12 protein-coding genes are annotated in these 13,222 nt (G+C 64.2%); 2 read left to right on the plus strand and 10 right to left on the minus strand.

Features of this window, described 5'->3' with window-relative positions:
- Window positions 1-838, minus strand: an 838-nt coding sequence (locus tag AOQ71_RS33030; RefSeq protein WP_157083754.1) for a PHP domain-containing protein, incomplete at its 3' end; no start/stop codon positions are given.
- A gap of 467 nt (window positions 839-1,305) precedes the next feature.
- A complete protein-coding gene (locus tag AOQ71_RS33035; RefSeq protein WP_057756084.1) occupies window positions 1,306-2,025 on the minus strand; it encodes an outer membrane protein in 720 nt (239 codons plus the stop codon).
- A gap of 563 nt (window positions 2,026-2,588) precedes the next feature.
- Between AOQ71_RS33035 and AOQ71_RS33040 the strand changes: the two genes are divergently transcribed.
- Window positions 2,589-3,911 (plus strand): COG3904 family protein, encoded by a 1,323-nt coding sequence (locus AOQ71_RS33040; RefSeq protein WP_057756738.1) that lies wholly within the window; start codon window positions 2,589-2,591, stop codon window positions 3,909-3,911.
- Between the two features lie 21 nt (window positions 3,912-3,932).
- Here AOQ71_RS33040 and AOQ71_RS33045 read toward each other — a convergent pair whose 3' ends face one another.
- The 4 genes from AOQ71_RS33045 to AOQ71_RS33060 all read right to left on the minus strand — a co-directional run bounded on the left by AOQ71_RS33045 (window position 3,933) and on the right by AOQ71_RS33060 (window position 7,164).
- The gene (locus AOQ71_RS33045) at window positions 3,933-4,865 is read right to left on the minus strand and encodes a dihydrodipicolinate synthase family protein (protein ID WP_083514657.1); all 933 of its coding nucleotides are present in this window, start codon (window positions 4,863-4,865) and stop codon (window positions 3,933-3,935) included.
- A gap of 163 nt (window positions 4,866-5,028) precedes the next feature.
- The gene (locus AOQ71_RS49835) at window positions 5,029-5,577 is read right to left on the minus strand and encodes a serine hydrolase domain-containing protein (protein WP_057756087.1); all 549 of its coding nucleotides are present in this window, start codon (window positions 5,575-5,577) and stop codon (window positions 5,029-5,031) included.
- Window positions 5,480-6,178: a serine hydrolase gene (locus AOQ71_RS49840; RefSeq protein WP_283809627.1), complete on the minus strand. Its 699-nt coding sequence runs from the start codon at window positions 6,176-6,178 to the stop codon at window positions 5,480-5,482. Before AOQ71_RS49840 ends, AOQ71_RS49835 begins: the two co-directional genes overlap by 98 nt.
- 212 nt (window positions 6,179-6,390) lie before the next feature.
- Window positions 6,391-7,164, minus strand: a complete 774-nt coding sequence (locus tag AOQ71_RS33060; protein WP_057756092.1) for a helix-turn-helix transcriptional regulator — start codon at window positions 7,162-7,164, stop codon at window positions 6,391-6,393.
- A gap of 108 nt (window positions 7,165-7,272) precedes the next feature.
- Here AOQ71_RS33060 and AOQ71_RS33065 point away from each other — a divergent pair, with 108 nt between their 5' ends.
- A complete protein-coding gene (locus AOQ71_RS33065; protein WP_057756741.1) occupies window positions 7,273-8,352 on the plus strand; it encodes an alcohol dehydrogenase catalytic domain-containing protein in 1,080 nt (359 codons plus the stop codon).
- Window positions 8,353-8,435: 83 nt separating this feature from the next.
- Here AOQ71_RS33065 and AOQ71_RS33070 read toward each other — a convergent pair whose 3' ends face one another.
- The 4 genes from AOQ71_RS33070 to AOQ71_RS33085 form a co-directional block, all read right to left on the minus strand.
- The gene (locus AOQ71_RS33070; RefSeq protein WP_057756095.1) at window positions 8,436-9,140 is read right to left on the minus strand and encodes an ABC transporter ATP-binding protein; all 705 of its coding nucleotides are present in this window, start codon (window positions 9,138-9,140) and stop codon (window positions 8,436-8,438) included.
- 7 nt (window positions 9,141-9,147) lie between these two features.
- Entirely contained in the window at window positions 9,148-10,428 is a 1,281-nt protein-coding gene (locus AOQ71_RS33075) for a lipoprotein-releasing ABC transporter permease subunit (protein WP_057756098.1), read from the minus strand.
- 73 nt (window positions 10,429-10,501) lie between these two features.
- A complete protein-coding gene (gene proS / locus AOQ71_RS33080; RefSeq protein ID WP_057756103.1) occupies window positions 10,502-11,821 on the minus strand; it encodes a proline--tRNA ligase in 1,320 nt (439 codons plus the stop codon).
- Window positions 11,822-11,968: 147 nt separating this feature from the next.
- The coding region (locus AOQ71_RS33085) for a copper resistance D family protein (protein ID WP_245317295.1) at window positions 11,969-13,222 on the minus strand (1,254 nt) is incomplete at its 5' end.

A 13,222-nucleotide genomic window follows, 5' to 3' on the forward strand; every position in this document is an offset into this window, starting at 1 on the left:
TGCGCGTCAGGGGGCGGAACGAGCAGCGCTCGGCGATCTCGACGGTGGATGCCAGCGCTTCCGGAATGTCGGCGAACAGGACCGCCATCTCGGCGCGGGTCTTGAAGCGATGGTCCGGCGTGAGCTGCTCGCGCTCGGTCTCGGCGATCAGCCGGCCGCCGGCGATGCAGAGCAGCGCGTCATGCGCCTCGTAATCGTCGGTCGAGGCGAAATACGGCTCGTTGGTCGCGACCAGCGGCAGGCCTTTGCCGTAGGCGAGGTCGATCAGGGCGCTCTCGATCCGCCGCTCCTTGTCGATGTTGTGACGCTGCAGTTCGACGTAGAGGCGATCACCGAACAGGCCGGCGAGACGCTCGCACCGCGCGGCCGCAACCTCGGCCTGGCCGCTCGCGAGCGCCAGCGAGATCGGGCCATCGGGGCCGCCGGTCAGCGCGATCAGGCCTTCGGTCTCGCCGTCGAACCAGTCGAACTTGATGAACGGCGCGTGGCTATCAGGCGATTCGAGGAACGCGCGCGAGTTCAGCCGCATCAGGCTGCGATAGCCGCGCTCTTGGGCGGCCAGCAGCACCACGCGCGAGGGCGGCAGCGCGTTGCGCGCGTTGGGATCCTGGTCGCCGAAATCGATCGCGAGCTCGAGGCCGACGATCGGCTGGATGCCATAACCGGCCATCTTGTCGGAGAATTCGAGCGCACCGAACAGATTGTCGGTGTCGGTCAGCGCCAGCGCCGGCTGGTGGTCCTTCTTGGCGAGTTCGCCGAGCTTGGCGATCTTGATCGAGCCCTTGAGCAGCGAATAGGCCGAGTGAACGTGAAGGTGGACAAATCCGGCGCTCGGCATGGTCGGGTAACGGCCTCTTGCAGATGGGATGGAGCGGTCGCCGGCATCGGGATCATCATCCACTCGCCATTGGAGTACCCTTGCCGACTCGCCTCACAATGGTGGGGGCTCGCCGCGCCAGAGTCCACGCTGTAGCTGCCGCTTCGCCGCCTCATCCCGCTTTTCCCCAAGGGGGTCAGCCAGAGGACCCGCCGGCTAAAGCTGCGGAATGACCTGGGCCCAGATCGCGATCATCCCGACGAACAGCGCGATCGACGTCAGTGCAGCGGCTTCTTCCACGAAAATCCTGAACATGGCTTGCTCCATCACCAGAACGTATGAGGAACATTGTTCTCATTTCGTTCTCGGGAGTCAAGCCAACTCCGCCACCTCGCAGCGAAATGGTTAACTCGCTGAACTCACGGAATAAAAAAGCCCCGGCGCGAGGCCGGGGCTTTCGACGTCAGCTCTTTCCAGAGCGGAGTTGCTCAGTACTTGGCGATGACCGGGCCGCCGAACTTGTAGTTCAGGCGGACGAGGCCCATGTCGACGTCCTGCTTGATGCTGTCGGTCTTCAGGCCGGTGAAAGTGACGTCCTTGTCCGCCAGGAAGATGTGGTTGTACTCGACACCCACCGACCAGTTCGGCGCAAAGCCGAACTCGAGGCCGGCGCCGACCGTGCCGCCCCAGCGGGTGTCGCTGTTCGAGGCGAGCAGACCGCCGGTCGCGGTGCTGAACACTTCGTTCTTGACGCCGACGACGGCCGCACCGCCCTTGGCGTAGACGAGCACGTTGTTCCAGGCGTAACCGACCTGACCGGTGATCAGACCGAACGAGTCGATCTTGGTGCGGTTGCGCTGAGCGAGCAGTGCGCTGGTGTTGTCGCCGGTGAAGTCAGCCCAGTTGCCCTGGCCTTCGAGGCCGAACACCCACTGGCCGGACTGCACGCGATAGCCGACCTGGCCACCGACCGTACCGCCGGTCGCATCGTGCGAGCCTTCGCGACCGACGCCGGTCAGATCCCAGGTCGAATGACCCGAAGCGCCACCGCCGTTGATGCCGATATAGAAGCCGCTCCAGTCATAGACCGTGGCGATCATCGCCGGCGCCTTGGTGTAAGGACGCGCAGCGAGGTCAGCAGCCAGCGCCGGCGCGGTCGCGCTGATCGCGACGAGGCTCACAGCAGCGAGCAACAAATTCTTGTTCATTTGAATCCCGTTCCAGTTTCGTCGTTGGGCCCCCCGGCCTTGGCGTCCTCATAACAATGATCGACGAAATTGCTGTAACCTCGACGCAACAGTTCGCGCCAAAGGGCCCGGCTTGATTAACGAGTGCTTAGCGGCGCGTGCGCGGAACCCCTTTGAAACAAGAGGATTCAGCGCTTCCAACGTCGACACCACGCATGCATTGGGAACCCGCGTAACGAGGTCGCGCGCACGATTCTGTGAATTGGAAAAGCGACCAGCATTTTCTCTCCGCATTGCCGCCACATTCTCACGCGCGTTCGCCACATTTGCATTCGCCGCGCACAGCCGCCGGCTTGTCGCGTGTTTCAACTTTGGAGTAGCGCCGCAATAATGCGTGCGGTCTCGACCGCCCTCGCCTCGCCGCGCCAGCTCTTCGCATGCAAACAGGACGCGCGGGTCCGAGCGCTGCGGGCACGCGAAGCATCCGCGTCACGGCGGTCCAACGCGCCACTGAAAGTTGTGGCAGCTGCGATCGTCATGTAACGTTGCTTCGCAACCTGCATCACCCCGGCCTCCTCGGTCCCATGTTCGCCCGCATCCTGCTCCGCGTCGTGCTCCTCCTGGCCTCGCTGACCTTCCCCGGCGCATTGCATGCAGAGCAGACCGCGGCCGAGAAAGCCGGCTTTGCCCCCAGTCTGACCATCTATCTTGCCAGGGGGGCACCCGGCGCGTGCGGGCCGGGCTGCGACCGCTGGATCGCCATCGAGGGCGAGATCGACGCAAACGCGGCGCCCCGCATTCGGCGCTTCCTCGCCGGCGTCAAGGACACGCAGCGCCCGATCTACCTGCATTCGCCCGGCGGCAATGTGGAGCAGTCCTATGTCATCGGACGGCTGCTGCGCAGCCGCAAGGCGGTCGCTCGCGTGGGCCAGACGATCGCATCAGCATGTGCCGCAGGCACGCAGGTCAACGCGGCCTGCCTGAAGGCGAAGAACGCCGGCGGCGAGATCGAGGCCGAGCTCGTCACCTATCATGCAATGTGCAACTCGGCCTGTACTTACGTGTTTCTCGGCGCGACATCGCGCGAAGTGGCGCCCGACGCCGCGCTGGCGGTGCATAATTCCAGGCTCGTCTTCGCGATTCACGGCCATCCGCCAGAGGCGCTGGTCGCTGAATTCAGGCGGCGTCAGACCGCAAGCGCCGACCACCAGCGCGCGGCCTATATCGCGGCGATGGGCATCGGCCGCGAACTTGACGATTTAATTCGCACCGTGAAGTTCGAAAACCTGCACGTGCTGACGCGCGCCGAACTCGACAGGTTCGGCATCGACACGCGTCCCGTTGCCGAGACGATGTGGCGGCTGAACAAAGCAACGCGGCCATACATCAGCAAGTTCGCAACGCTCAGGAACGAAATCGGTCCATCGTTCCGAACCATGGAATGGCGCCTCTACTGCGACAACAAAAATCGCGTGCCGCTGATGTTCGCTGCCGAGATCGACGAGACGGCGAGCGGCCAGTACACCATCATGATGACGGCCGACGCCGCGCCCACCGAGGAGGCCGGAGGACGTCCCGTGCGGTCGGGCAAGTACGAGATGTGGAGCGGTTCGCTCGATTTCGGCACGTTCAGGGCGATGATGGCGTCCCGCTCCCTGCATGTCCGGGAGACCACGCAGAAGCCGGACCAGACGGCAGACGCAGCAAAGGCAGACGTGGCAAAGGCAGACCTGGCAAAGGCAGACCTGGCAAAGACAGACGTGGCAAAGTTCGACATCGAGACCACGGGCCTGTCGTCGGCCTGGACGCAACTTTCTGAGTCCTGCCCGCCACCGGCGACGTCAGCCCCGAGAGGCCCCTCGCCGGCAATTCCCCAACCGAAAGTCGATGCGACGCCGGCGCCGTGAGCTTGCCCTAGAGGGTCTTGCTCAGCCTGCCGCCGCGATCCTCGCGCGGAACGACTGCTGTCCCTCGACGATCTTGTCGATCAGCGCATCCAGCGCCCAGAACCGCTCTCGGATATCGAAGTTCACCGCCCTGCTCGCGATACAGGGAAAAGTGCCGAGCCGCTGGTGATAGAGCTTTGCCAGTTTGGGATAGCCCATCGGCTCCGCCATCGCCGCGAGCGCCAGATACACCGAAAGCTCGTTCGCCAGCTGAGAATGCTTCTGGTGCTGCGTCAGCAGCCATTTGTAGAGATCGGGATGGAAGTTCGTGAACACGCCGGTGAAGCCGGGAGCGCCTGACTTCATCGCGTCGAAGGCGATCGCCGCATTGGCATTGACGATGGTCAGTGGCGAGCCGCTGACCAGCCTGACGCGGCGCTGCACGGTCGGCAGGTCACAGGAGACGTCCTTGAGGACGGCAAAGCGGCCGCTGTCCGCACAGAAGGCCAGCTCGTCGTCGGAGAGCAGCCGGCGGAATGGCGCCGGGCATTCATAGAGGCCGAGCGTCATCTCCTTGGGCAGCCGATCGAGCAGCCAGGTCAGATTGTCGGTGAAATCAGTCCCGGCCTGATCGCCCGAGGCAAGACGGTTCGTCACCAGCACCAAGCCGTCGACACCGGTCTTCGCGATCGACGTTAGCTCCATAAGCTGGTCCTCCCTGGAGGCGCTGATATGGCCGGAGGCGATGACCGGAAGCCGGCCGGCCGCGGTCTTGGCGACGAACCGCGCCAGCGCGACGCGCTCGTCCAGCGTCAGGAACTGCATCTCGCTCGACTGGGCGACCGCGAACAGCGCGTCGGCGCCGCCTGCGATATACCATTCGATCAGCCGTTCGAGGCCGGAATAGTCGATCGTGTTCGCTTCGGTGAACGGCGTCAGCATCACGGGAATGATGCCCTTGAGGGCGATGGTCACGGGCCGGCTCCAAACAGCATCCGACTATGCCGACGAGCCTACCCCGAAACTTCGTCGTTTCGCAAAGTGGTTCGGTGGACGAGGTGCTTCTCCCCTCAGGGCATGCGCTTATGGATAGGAGGATTGTCTGCGGACCTGCTCCGCCATATGCGACAGCCCTGCCTCAAACCGGAGGCGACACCGCCTGCAAGACATCCCTGAACACGCCGAACTGCAATTTGAAAGCTTCAGGGCTGTAGTCCTGATAATATCCCGCGGTCACCGCGACGACGAGATCGAGCTCCGGGACGATGCGGATCGACTGGCCGCCTCGGCCGAGTGCGCCCATCCACGGGACCATACGCCCATTGAGGCGAGAGCGTCCCAACCACCACAAATATCCGTAGGATTGATAGTCATCCGCCTTGAGCTTCGATGCCGTCGATGCCTCGATCCATGCCTTGGACACGATTTGCCGATCGTTCCAGCGACCGCCCGCGAGGACGAGCTGACCGATCTTCGCCATGTCGCGCGGGCGCAGGCGCAATCCCCCACCGGCGTCGCTGTCGCCTTTGAACCTGCTCCACTCGAATTCAGTGATGCCCAAGGGATCGAACAGCACGCTACGCGCGAATTCATCGAGCGGACGGCCGGTGGCCTTGCGGATGATCGCCGATAGCAGCGCCAGCGCGCCGGTGTTGTAGAAGAACTCCTGCCCGGCCGGTGCAGTCACGGGAAGGCCGAGGACGTAGCGACAGGCATCCTGCGCCAATGCGCATGCGCACCTCGTCATTGTCGTCGCCCGTCGCCGGCGTCGCCTCCACCCATTTCAGGCCCAGCGACATGGTGAGCAGATGTGAGAGCAGGATGCGATCCTTGTCCGGGGATCGCAGGTCGGACAATTCGGGGAAGAAGCTGAAGACCGGTTCGTCGATGCTTCGAATGAGGCCCTGGTCGATCGCGATCCCGATCACCAGCGACGCGACGCTCTTCGAGCACGATTTCAGATTATGCAGCGTATCGGCGTCGAAGCTGATGTCCCTGACGCGGACGCCGAAGAAGCGACTGGGGACCTCATCGGATCCTTTGAAGTATCGCTCGAACGCCAGCCTGCCGTGACCTGCGACCAGCACGGCGTGGAAGTTGGCGCCCGAGCTTTCGAGCCGATCGGCCATCCCGCACAAGGCGGCCAGGTTGATGTCGTTGTCTTCGCTGGCAGACGGAACGGACCAGCCGTCGTCACGCCTCATCGGGCCAGCACAATTGGCATGAGCGGCAGCAAACACAGGCGTCGCGGTAATCGGCGTCAGGGCTGCGCCGCCAAGCAGCGACATGAATTGCCGACGTTGCATCCGGCTCTCTCTCGTGACCCGTTTTTTCGATCGTCGTGTTTTCGATCGCCGTGCCGGCGCCCCGTCGCGCCACAGCCGGCCAGCACAGAATTTATGCTACGGATTGTAACATCCATCTGCCTCAACCGTAACGATGGGTTGAGACACCAGCGAGCGCAATCTCATGCCGCCCTGGCGGACCCGCCATCGAGCCCTCACACCGGCGTGTAGATCACGAGCTTCAATGCCGGATCGTCGTTGGCCTGAAAACTGGTGTGCTCGAAATGCAGCACGCCCTTGGTCGGATGGGTCATGGTCTTGCGGCCCGACAAGGTGCCGTGCACCTCGTGCGCGCCCCACCATTTGACGAATTCGGGGCTGCCTTCGCGCAGGCGGGTCAGCAATTCGGCAAAGGCGGGATCGCCGGCCCAGACGTCGTGGGTGGCGCGAAACATCGCGACCATGCGCTTGGCAACGTCAGCCCAGCCTGCGCCGTAGGATTTCCGCGTCTTCTTGTTGGTCATCATCAACAGCAGCGTGTTGCGATCCTCCTCCGGCAGCCGCCCGAACGCGAAGACCTCCTCAGCGGCCTCGTTCCAGGCCAGCACGTCCCATCGCCTGCCGGTGATGTAGGCCGGATGCGGCAGGCTTTCGACCAGGCGTCGAATGGCCGGCGGCACCACCTCGCGGGTGAAGGGCCCCCTCGCACCATCGCGCGCGAGATCCTTGAGATGCGCATGCTCGGTCTTGCTCAGCCGCAGCGCCCGCGCCAGCGCATCGACCGTCGTGACCGACGGGCTGACCGTGCGGCCCTGCTCGAGACGGATGTACCAGTCGACCCCGATGCCGGCGAGCTGCGCCACCTCCTCGCGCCGCAGCCCCGCCGTGCGCCGCCGTGGCCCCGCAGGAAGGCCGACGCTCTTCGGCGACAGCTTTTCGCGGCGGGAGCGGAGGAAGTCGCCGAATTCGACGCGGCGGGGGTCAGCCATGGTGTGGCTCCGTGATGGAGGGTCGTCGGAATACTAGGATAATACCAGGCCTTCTTGTGCCTTCAAGGGCGCCCTAGATGGGTATCACCCATTTCTGAGGTGAACATCATGAAAGCCGCCGTATTGAAATCCTTCGGATCTCCGCTAGCGATCGAGGACGTTCCAGACCCCGTGCTCGGCACCGGCGAGGTGATCGTCGACGTCGTCGCCACCCGCGTGCTGTCCTACTCCAAGGAAGTGTTCAGCGGCGAACGCAAATACGCACTGGATCTACCCGCCGTTCCAGGAGCCGGCGGGGTCGGACGCGTGCGCGCGATTGGCCCGGACTCGACCAAATTGTCCGTCGGCGATTGGGTCCTCTGCGATCCGACGGTCCGCTCGCGCGACGACGCGATCGCTCCCGATATTCATCTGCAGGGTGTCAGCTCGCGCGGCGAAGGCGGCATGCGGCTGCAGAAGTATTTTCATGACGGCTCCTTTGCCCAGCGGATGAGGGTGCCGACCGAGAACGTGACGCGGCTCGGCGAAATCAGCGAAGAAGAGGCCACGCAATGGTGCGCGCTCGGAACCTTGCTGGTGCCCTATGGCGGTTTCCTTGCCGCCAAGCTGCAGCCCGGCGAGACAGTCCTGGTGAGCGGCGCGACCGGCAATTTCGGCAGCGCAGCCGTGGCGGTGGCACTCGCGATGGGTGCGGCTTGCGTCGTTGCGCCGGGCCGCAACGAGAAGATGCTCGCCGAGCTCGTGCGTCGCCATGGCGCGCGTGTCAGGCCGGTGAAGCTGACGGGCAACGAAAACGACGACCGCGAGCTGATGAAGCGCGCGGCAGCCGGCCCGATCGACTGCGCGTTCGACATCATGCCGCCTTCCGTCTCGACGACGGTGGTCCGCGCCGCGATCATGACTGTGCGGTCCAATGGCCGTATCGTGCTGATGGGCGGCGTCAACATGCAAGGCGGCCCCGGGCTGGAGCTGCCTTACAACTGGATCATGCGCGAGTGCATCACGATTCACGGCGTCTGGATGTATCCGCCGGATGCCGCGGTTCGCCTGATCGCGCTGGTCCGCGCCGGCCTCTTGCGCCTCGATCACTTCGAGACGACGTCATTCGATCTCGACCACGCCAACGAGGCCGTGGATTATGCGGCCGCCAATGCGGGCGCGTTCAACATGACGGTGATCAAGCCGTAACCAATCAGCTAGCTGGAAGCGATCACCCCTGATGTAGCCCGCCGCTTCCGTCTACTGTGCATGGGGTTGTTTTCGCCTTTTGGTTATTCGAGCTCGACGACCTGGCCGTTCGAGAGCGACACGCGCCGGTCCATGCGGCCGGCGAGCTCCATGTTGTGGGTCGCGATCAGCATCGAGACCTTGGTCGCCTTGACCAGCTGCATCAGGGCCTGGAACACGTGATCGGCCGTGTGCGGATCGAGATTGCCGGTCGGCTCGTCCGCCAGCAGCACGCGCGGCGCATTGGCGACCGCACGCGCGATGGCGACGCGCTGCTGCTCGCCGCCCGACAGCTCCGCGGGCCGATGGGTGATGCGATCGCCGAGGCCGAGATAGCCAAGGATCTCCTTGGCGCGCTTGACGCTCTCGGACTTCTTCAGGCCGCGGATCATCTGCGGCAGCATCACGTTCTCCAGCGCCGAGAATTCCGGCAGCAGCCGGTGCGACTGGTAGACGAAGCCGATATCGCTGCGGCGCAGCTGGGTGCGCTCGATATCGGGCAGCTGCGAGGTCGGCGCGCCGTTGACATAGACCTCGCCGGAATCGGGCGCCTCGAGCAGGCCTGCAATGTGCAGCAGCGTCGACTTGCCCGACCCCGACGGCGCGACCAGCGCCACGGACTGTCCCGCCCACAGCGCCAGCTTGGCGTTGTCGAGGATCGTCAGCGCCGCTTCGCCCTGGAGGTACTGACGCCTTATCTCGTGGAGATAAATGACCGGTACATCCTCAGCCCCATGCTGCTGCTCCATCAGCCCCTCACTCGTAGCGCAGCGCTTCGACCGGATCGAGGCGCGCGGCGCGCCACGACGGGTAGAGCGTCGCCAGGAACGACAGCGTCAGCGCCATGATGACGACGGCCGTGGTCTCGCCGACGTCGATCTCGGCGGGAAGCTTCGACAGGAAGTAGAGCTCCGGCGAAAACAATTCAGTCGAGGTCAGCCAGGACAGGAATTGCCTGATCGATTCGATGTTGAGGCAGATCACGAGCCCGACGAAGAAGCCGACCAGCGTGCCGACCACGCCGATGGAGGCACCCGTGATCAGGAAGATCCGCATGACCGAGCCCTGCGAGGCGCCCATCGTCCTCAGGATCGCGATGTCGCTGCCCTTGTCCTTCACCAGCATGATCAGGCCGGAGACGATGTTGAGCGCTGCGACCAGCACGATCATGGTCAGGATCAGGAACATCACGTTGCGCTCGACCTGGAGCGCGTTGAAGAAGGTCGAGTTGCGCTGGCGCCAATCGACCAGGAACACTGGCCGGCCCGCGGCTTCCGTCACCGCTTTGCGGAAGGCGTCGATCCTATCGGGGTTGGTGGTGAACACCTCGATCGAGGTGACGTCGCTGCTGCGGTTGAAATAGGCCTGCGCTTCGGCGAGCGGCATGAAGACGAAGCCGAGGTCGTATTCGGACATGCCGATCTCGAACACGGCGACGATCTTGTAAGGCTTGATCCGCGGCGTCGTGCCCATCGGCGTCACCGCGCCTTTCGGCGCAACCAGGGTCACGCTGTCGCCGGCATGCAGTGACAGCTGGTCGGCAAGCCGCCGGCCGATCGCGACGCCCTGCCCGTCGTCAAAGCCCTCGAGCGAACCCTGCTTGATGTTCTTGGCGATGGAGGTGAGATTGTTGAGGTCGTCGGAGCGGATGCCGCGCACCAGGACGCCCGAGGCGTTCCAGGGCGAGGAGGCCAGCGCCTGGCCGTCAACCACGGGAGCCGCGAGCCGGATGCCCTGGACCTGGCTGATGCGCTCGGCGACGTCCTTCCAGTCGGTCAGCGGCGATTCCAGCGGCTGCACCAGGATGTGGCCGTTCAGGCCGAGGATCTTGTCGAGCAGCTCTTTGCGGAAGCCGTTCATCACCGCCATCACGATGATCAGCGTGGCGACGCCCAGCATGATGCCGAGGAAGGAGAACCCGGCGATGACCGAGATGAATCCCTCCTTGCGCCGCGCCCGCAAATAGCGGGCCGAGAGCATCCACTCGAAGGGCGCGAACGGCGCAGTTTGGACGGTTTCGGTCATGGTTTCATCCATCGCTCGATAATCCCATGATTCGGGGTCAATTGTGGCCGGATTGGCGGCCGCGATATCGGGCGATGAACAATATTCAGCCGACCAGGCGCGCAACCGCGTCCGCAGGCGACATGGTCTCGCGGGCGCCGTCACTGCGCTTCTTGATCTCGACCTTGCCGTCGGCCAGCCCCTTGGGCCCAATCATGATCTGCCACGGGATTCCGATCAGGTCGGCGGCGGCGAATTTGGCGCCGGCCCGCTGGTCGGTGTCGTCGTAGAGCACGTCGACACCCTTGGCGGTCAGTTCGGCATAGAGCTTCTCGCAGGCGCCATCGACGGCCGCATCGCCTTGCTTCAGATTGAGGATCGCGACGCGGAACGGCGCCACCGCCTCCGGCCATTTGATGCCGGCATCGTCATGGCAAGCCTCGATGATCGCGCCCAGCAGGCGCGAGACGCCAACGCCGTAGGAGCCGCCATGGATCGGCACGTCAACGCCGTCGGGGCCCGCCACCATCGCCTTCATCGGCTCGGAATACTTGGTGCCGAAATAGAAGATCTGACCGACCTCGATGCCGCGGGTGTTGACGCGCTTCTCGGCCGGCACCTCCTGCTCGAAGCGGGCGGGATCATGGACGTCCTCCGTCGCGGCGTAGACCGAGGTCCATTGTTTGATGATCGGCGTCAGATCGCTGTCATAGTCGACATTCTCATCCGGCACCGGCAGGTCCAGCACGTCACGATTGATGAACACGCCGGATTCGCCGGTCTCGGCGAGCACGATGAACTCGTGACTGAGATCCCCACCGATCGGGCCGGTCTCCGCGCGCATCGGGATCGCCTTCAGTCCCATCCGCGCAAAGGTGCGCAGATAGGCGACGAACATCTTGTTGTAGGCGACGCGCGCGGCGGCCTCGTTGAGGTCGAAGGAATAGGCGTCCTTCATCAGGAATTCGCGGCCGCGCATCACGCCAAAGCGCGGACGCTGCTCGTCGCGGAATTTCCATTGAATATGATAGAGATTCAGCGGAAGGTTCTTGTAGGACTTCACGTACGCGCGGAAGATCTCCGTGATCATCTCCTCGTTGGTGGGCCCGTACAAGAGCTCGCGCTTGTGGCGGTCGGCGATGCGCAGCATCTCCGGACCGTAAGCATCGTAGCGTCCGCTCTCACGCCAGAGGTCGGCGAGCTGGAGCGTGGGCATCAACAGTTCCAGCGCGCCGGAGCGGTCCTGCTCCTCGCGCACGATCTGCTCGATCTTCTTCAGCACCCGGAAGCCAAGCGGCAGCCACGCATAGATGCCGGCGGCCTCCTGCCGGATCATGCCAGCGCGCAGCATCAGCCGATGCGAGACGATCTCCGCCTCTTTCGGATTTTCCTTCAGGATGGGCAGAAAGAACCGCGACAACCGCATGGCAATACTCTGGGAATCAGTGAGGGGTTGCAGTGAAACCGGATTGGGAGCGAAAACACAAGACCGGGAATGAGGAAAAGCCGCTAACGCGGCGGAATTCCTGTCATTTTTCCGTCGACTTCAGGTTCGACTTGAACCGCGTCGGCCTCAAGGCGGTGCGACCTCTAGGTCGTCCTCGAGCGTGACCTTCTCGAAATCGGTCACCAGCGCGTCGATCCGCACATGCCAGCGGCCGGCAAAGGGCAACTCGACCTTGCCCACATGCCAGTAACCGTCGGGCCCGAGCTCGGCGTCGCGTTCCATCGGCTCGATGCCGCGCTCCGGCAGGCTCAGCGTCAGCGTCGCCTCCTTGGCCTTCAGCGGCGCCGCCTCGCCGGTCATGAGCTGGAGCACGAAATCGTCCATGCCGGCCTTCCCCGGGGACACCAGCACCTGAAACATCGCCTTATCACTGTGGATGTGGATCGCCAGGGGCGTCTCCGGCACGATGGTCCGCGGCGGCGGCGTGAAGCGCCAGCCAGCGACGACGGCAAAGATGCCGAGCGCGGCCCCGCACTCCAGCAGGATGGAACATTTGAGCGCGGACGCAGCCCCGCGATCTTTCGCCAGCGCCGGCGTCCATCGGAAGCGATTGAGCGCAGCCAGTACCAACAAGGACAGGATCAGCGCCAGTTTGACCGACAGAATGAGGCCGTAAGCGGTCTCTATCAAAGCCGACGGCTGTTCGAGTTGAATGATCGCAAGCGTAAGCCCAGTCAGCGCCAGCGCCGCGACCACGGGCATGGCGATGCGCGAAAAGCGGTTCAGGAGCGGCAGCACGGCCGGCGTCGGCTTCGAGACCAGCGTTGCCAGCGGCGCCAATGCGCCGATCCAGAAGGCGACTGCGAGGCCATGGATGAAGATCGCCGGCCGCGTCAGCCACTCTGGCGATGCCGTCGCGGCGTGTCCGGTTATCGCGAGCGACAGGCCGACGCCGGCAAACGCGATCGCGGCAAACACGCGCGCGTACCAAGCCCGGTTCAGCGCCATCAGCGCCAGCAGCATCGCCGCGATGGCGAGAAGCAAGGCGGGGCCGGCACTGGTCGCGAATGCGATGGTCCAAGGCGCCGTCGTCAGGCCCGCTGGCAACGGCAGACCAAGAAGATCCAGGCCCAGCGTGCCAAGAGATACGATCGCGCTCGGGATGCCGATGAGAAGCGCCGCGCGCGGCGTGCCCATGGCCGTCATCGCCAGCGCAATCCAGCGGCCAAAGAACACGCCGCCGACGCCGACGAACAGCCCGAGATAGACACCGATCCGCGATATCAGGATCAGCGCCTTCAACGGGCCGTCGGCATTGCCCGTAGGCTGCGTGGCCGTCGGCGCACCGACGGAAAAGATCACCGATCCCGCCACAGGATG

This window comes from Bradyrhizobium manausense (assembly GCF_001440035.1).
Taxonomy (GTDB): Bacteria; Pseudomonadota; Alphaproteobacteria; order Rhizobiales; family Xanthobacteraceae; genus Bradyrhizobium; species Bradyrhizobium manausense.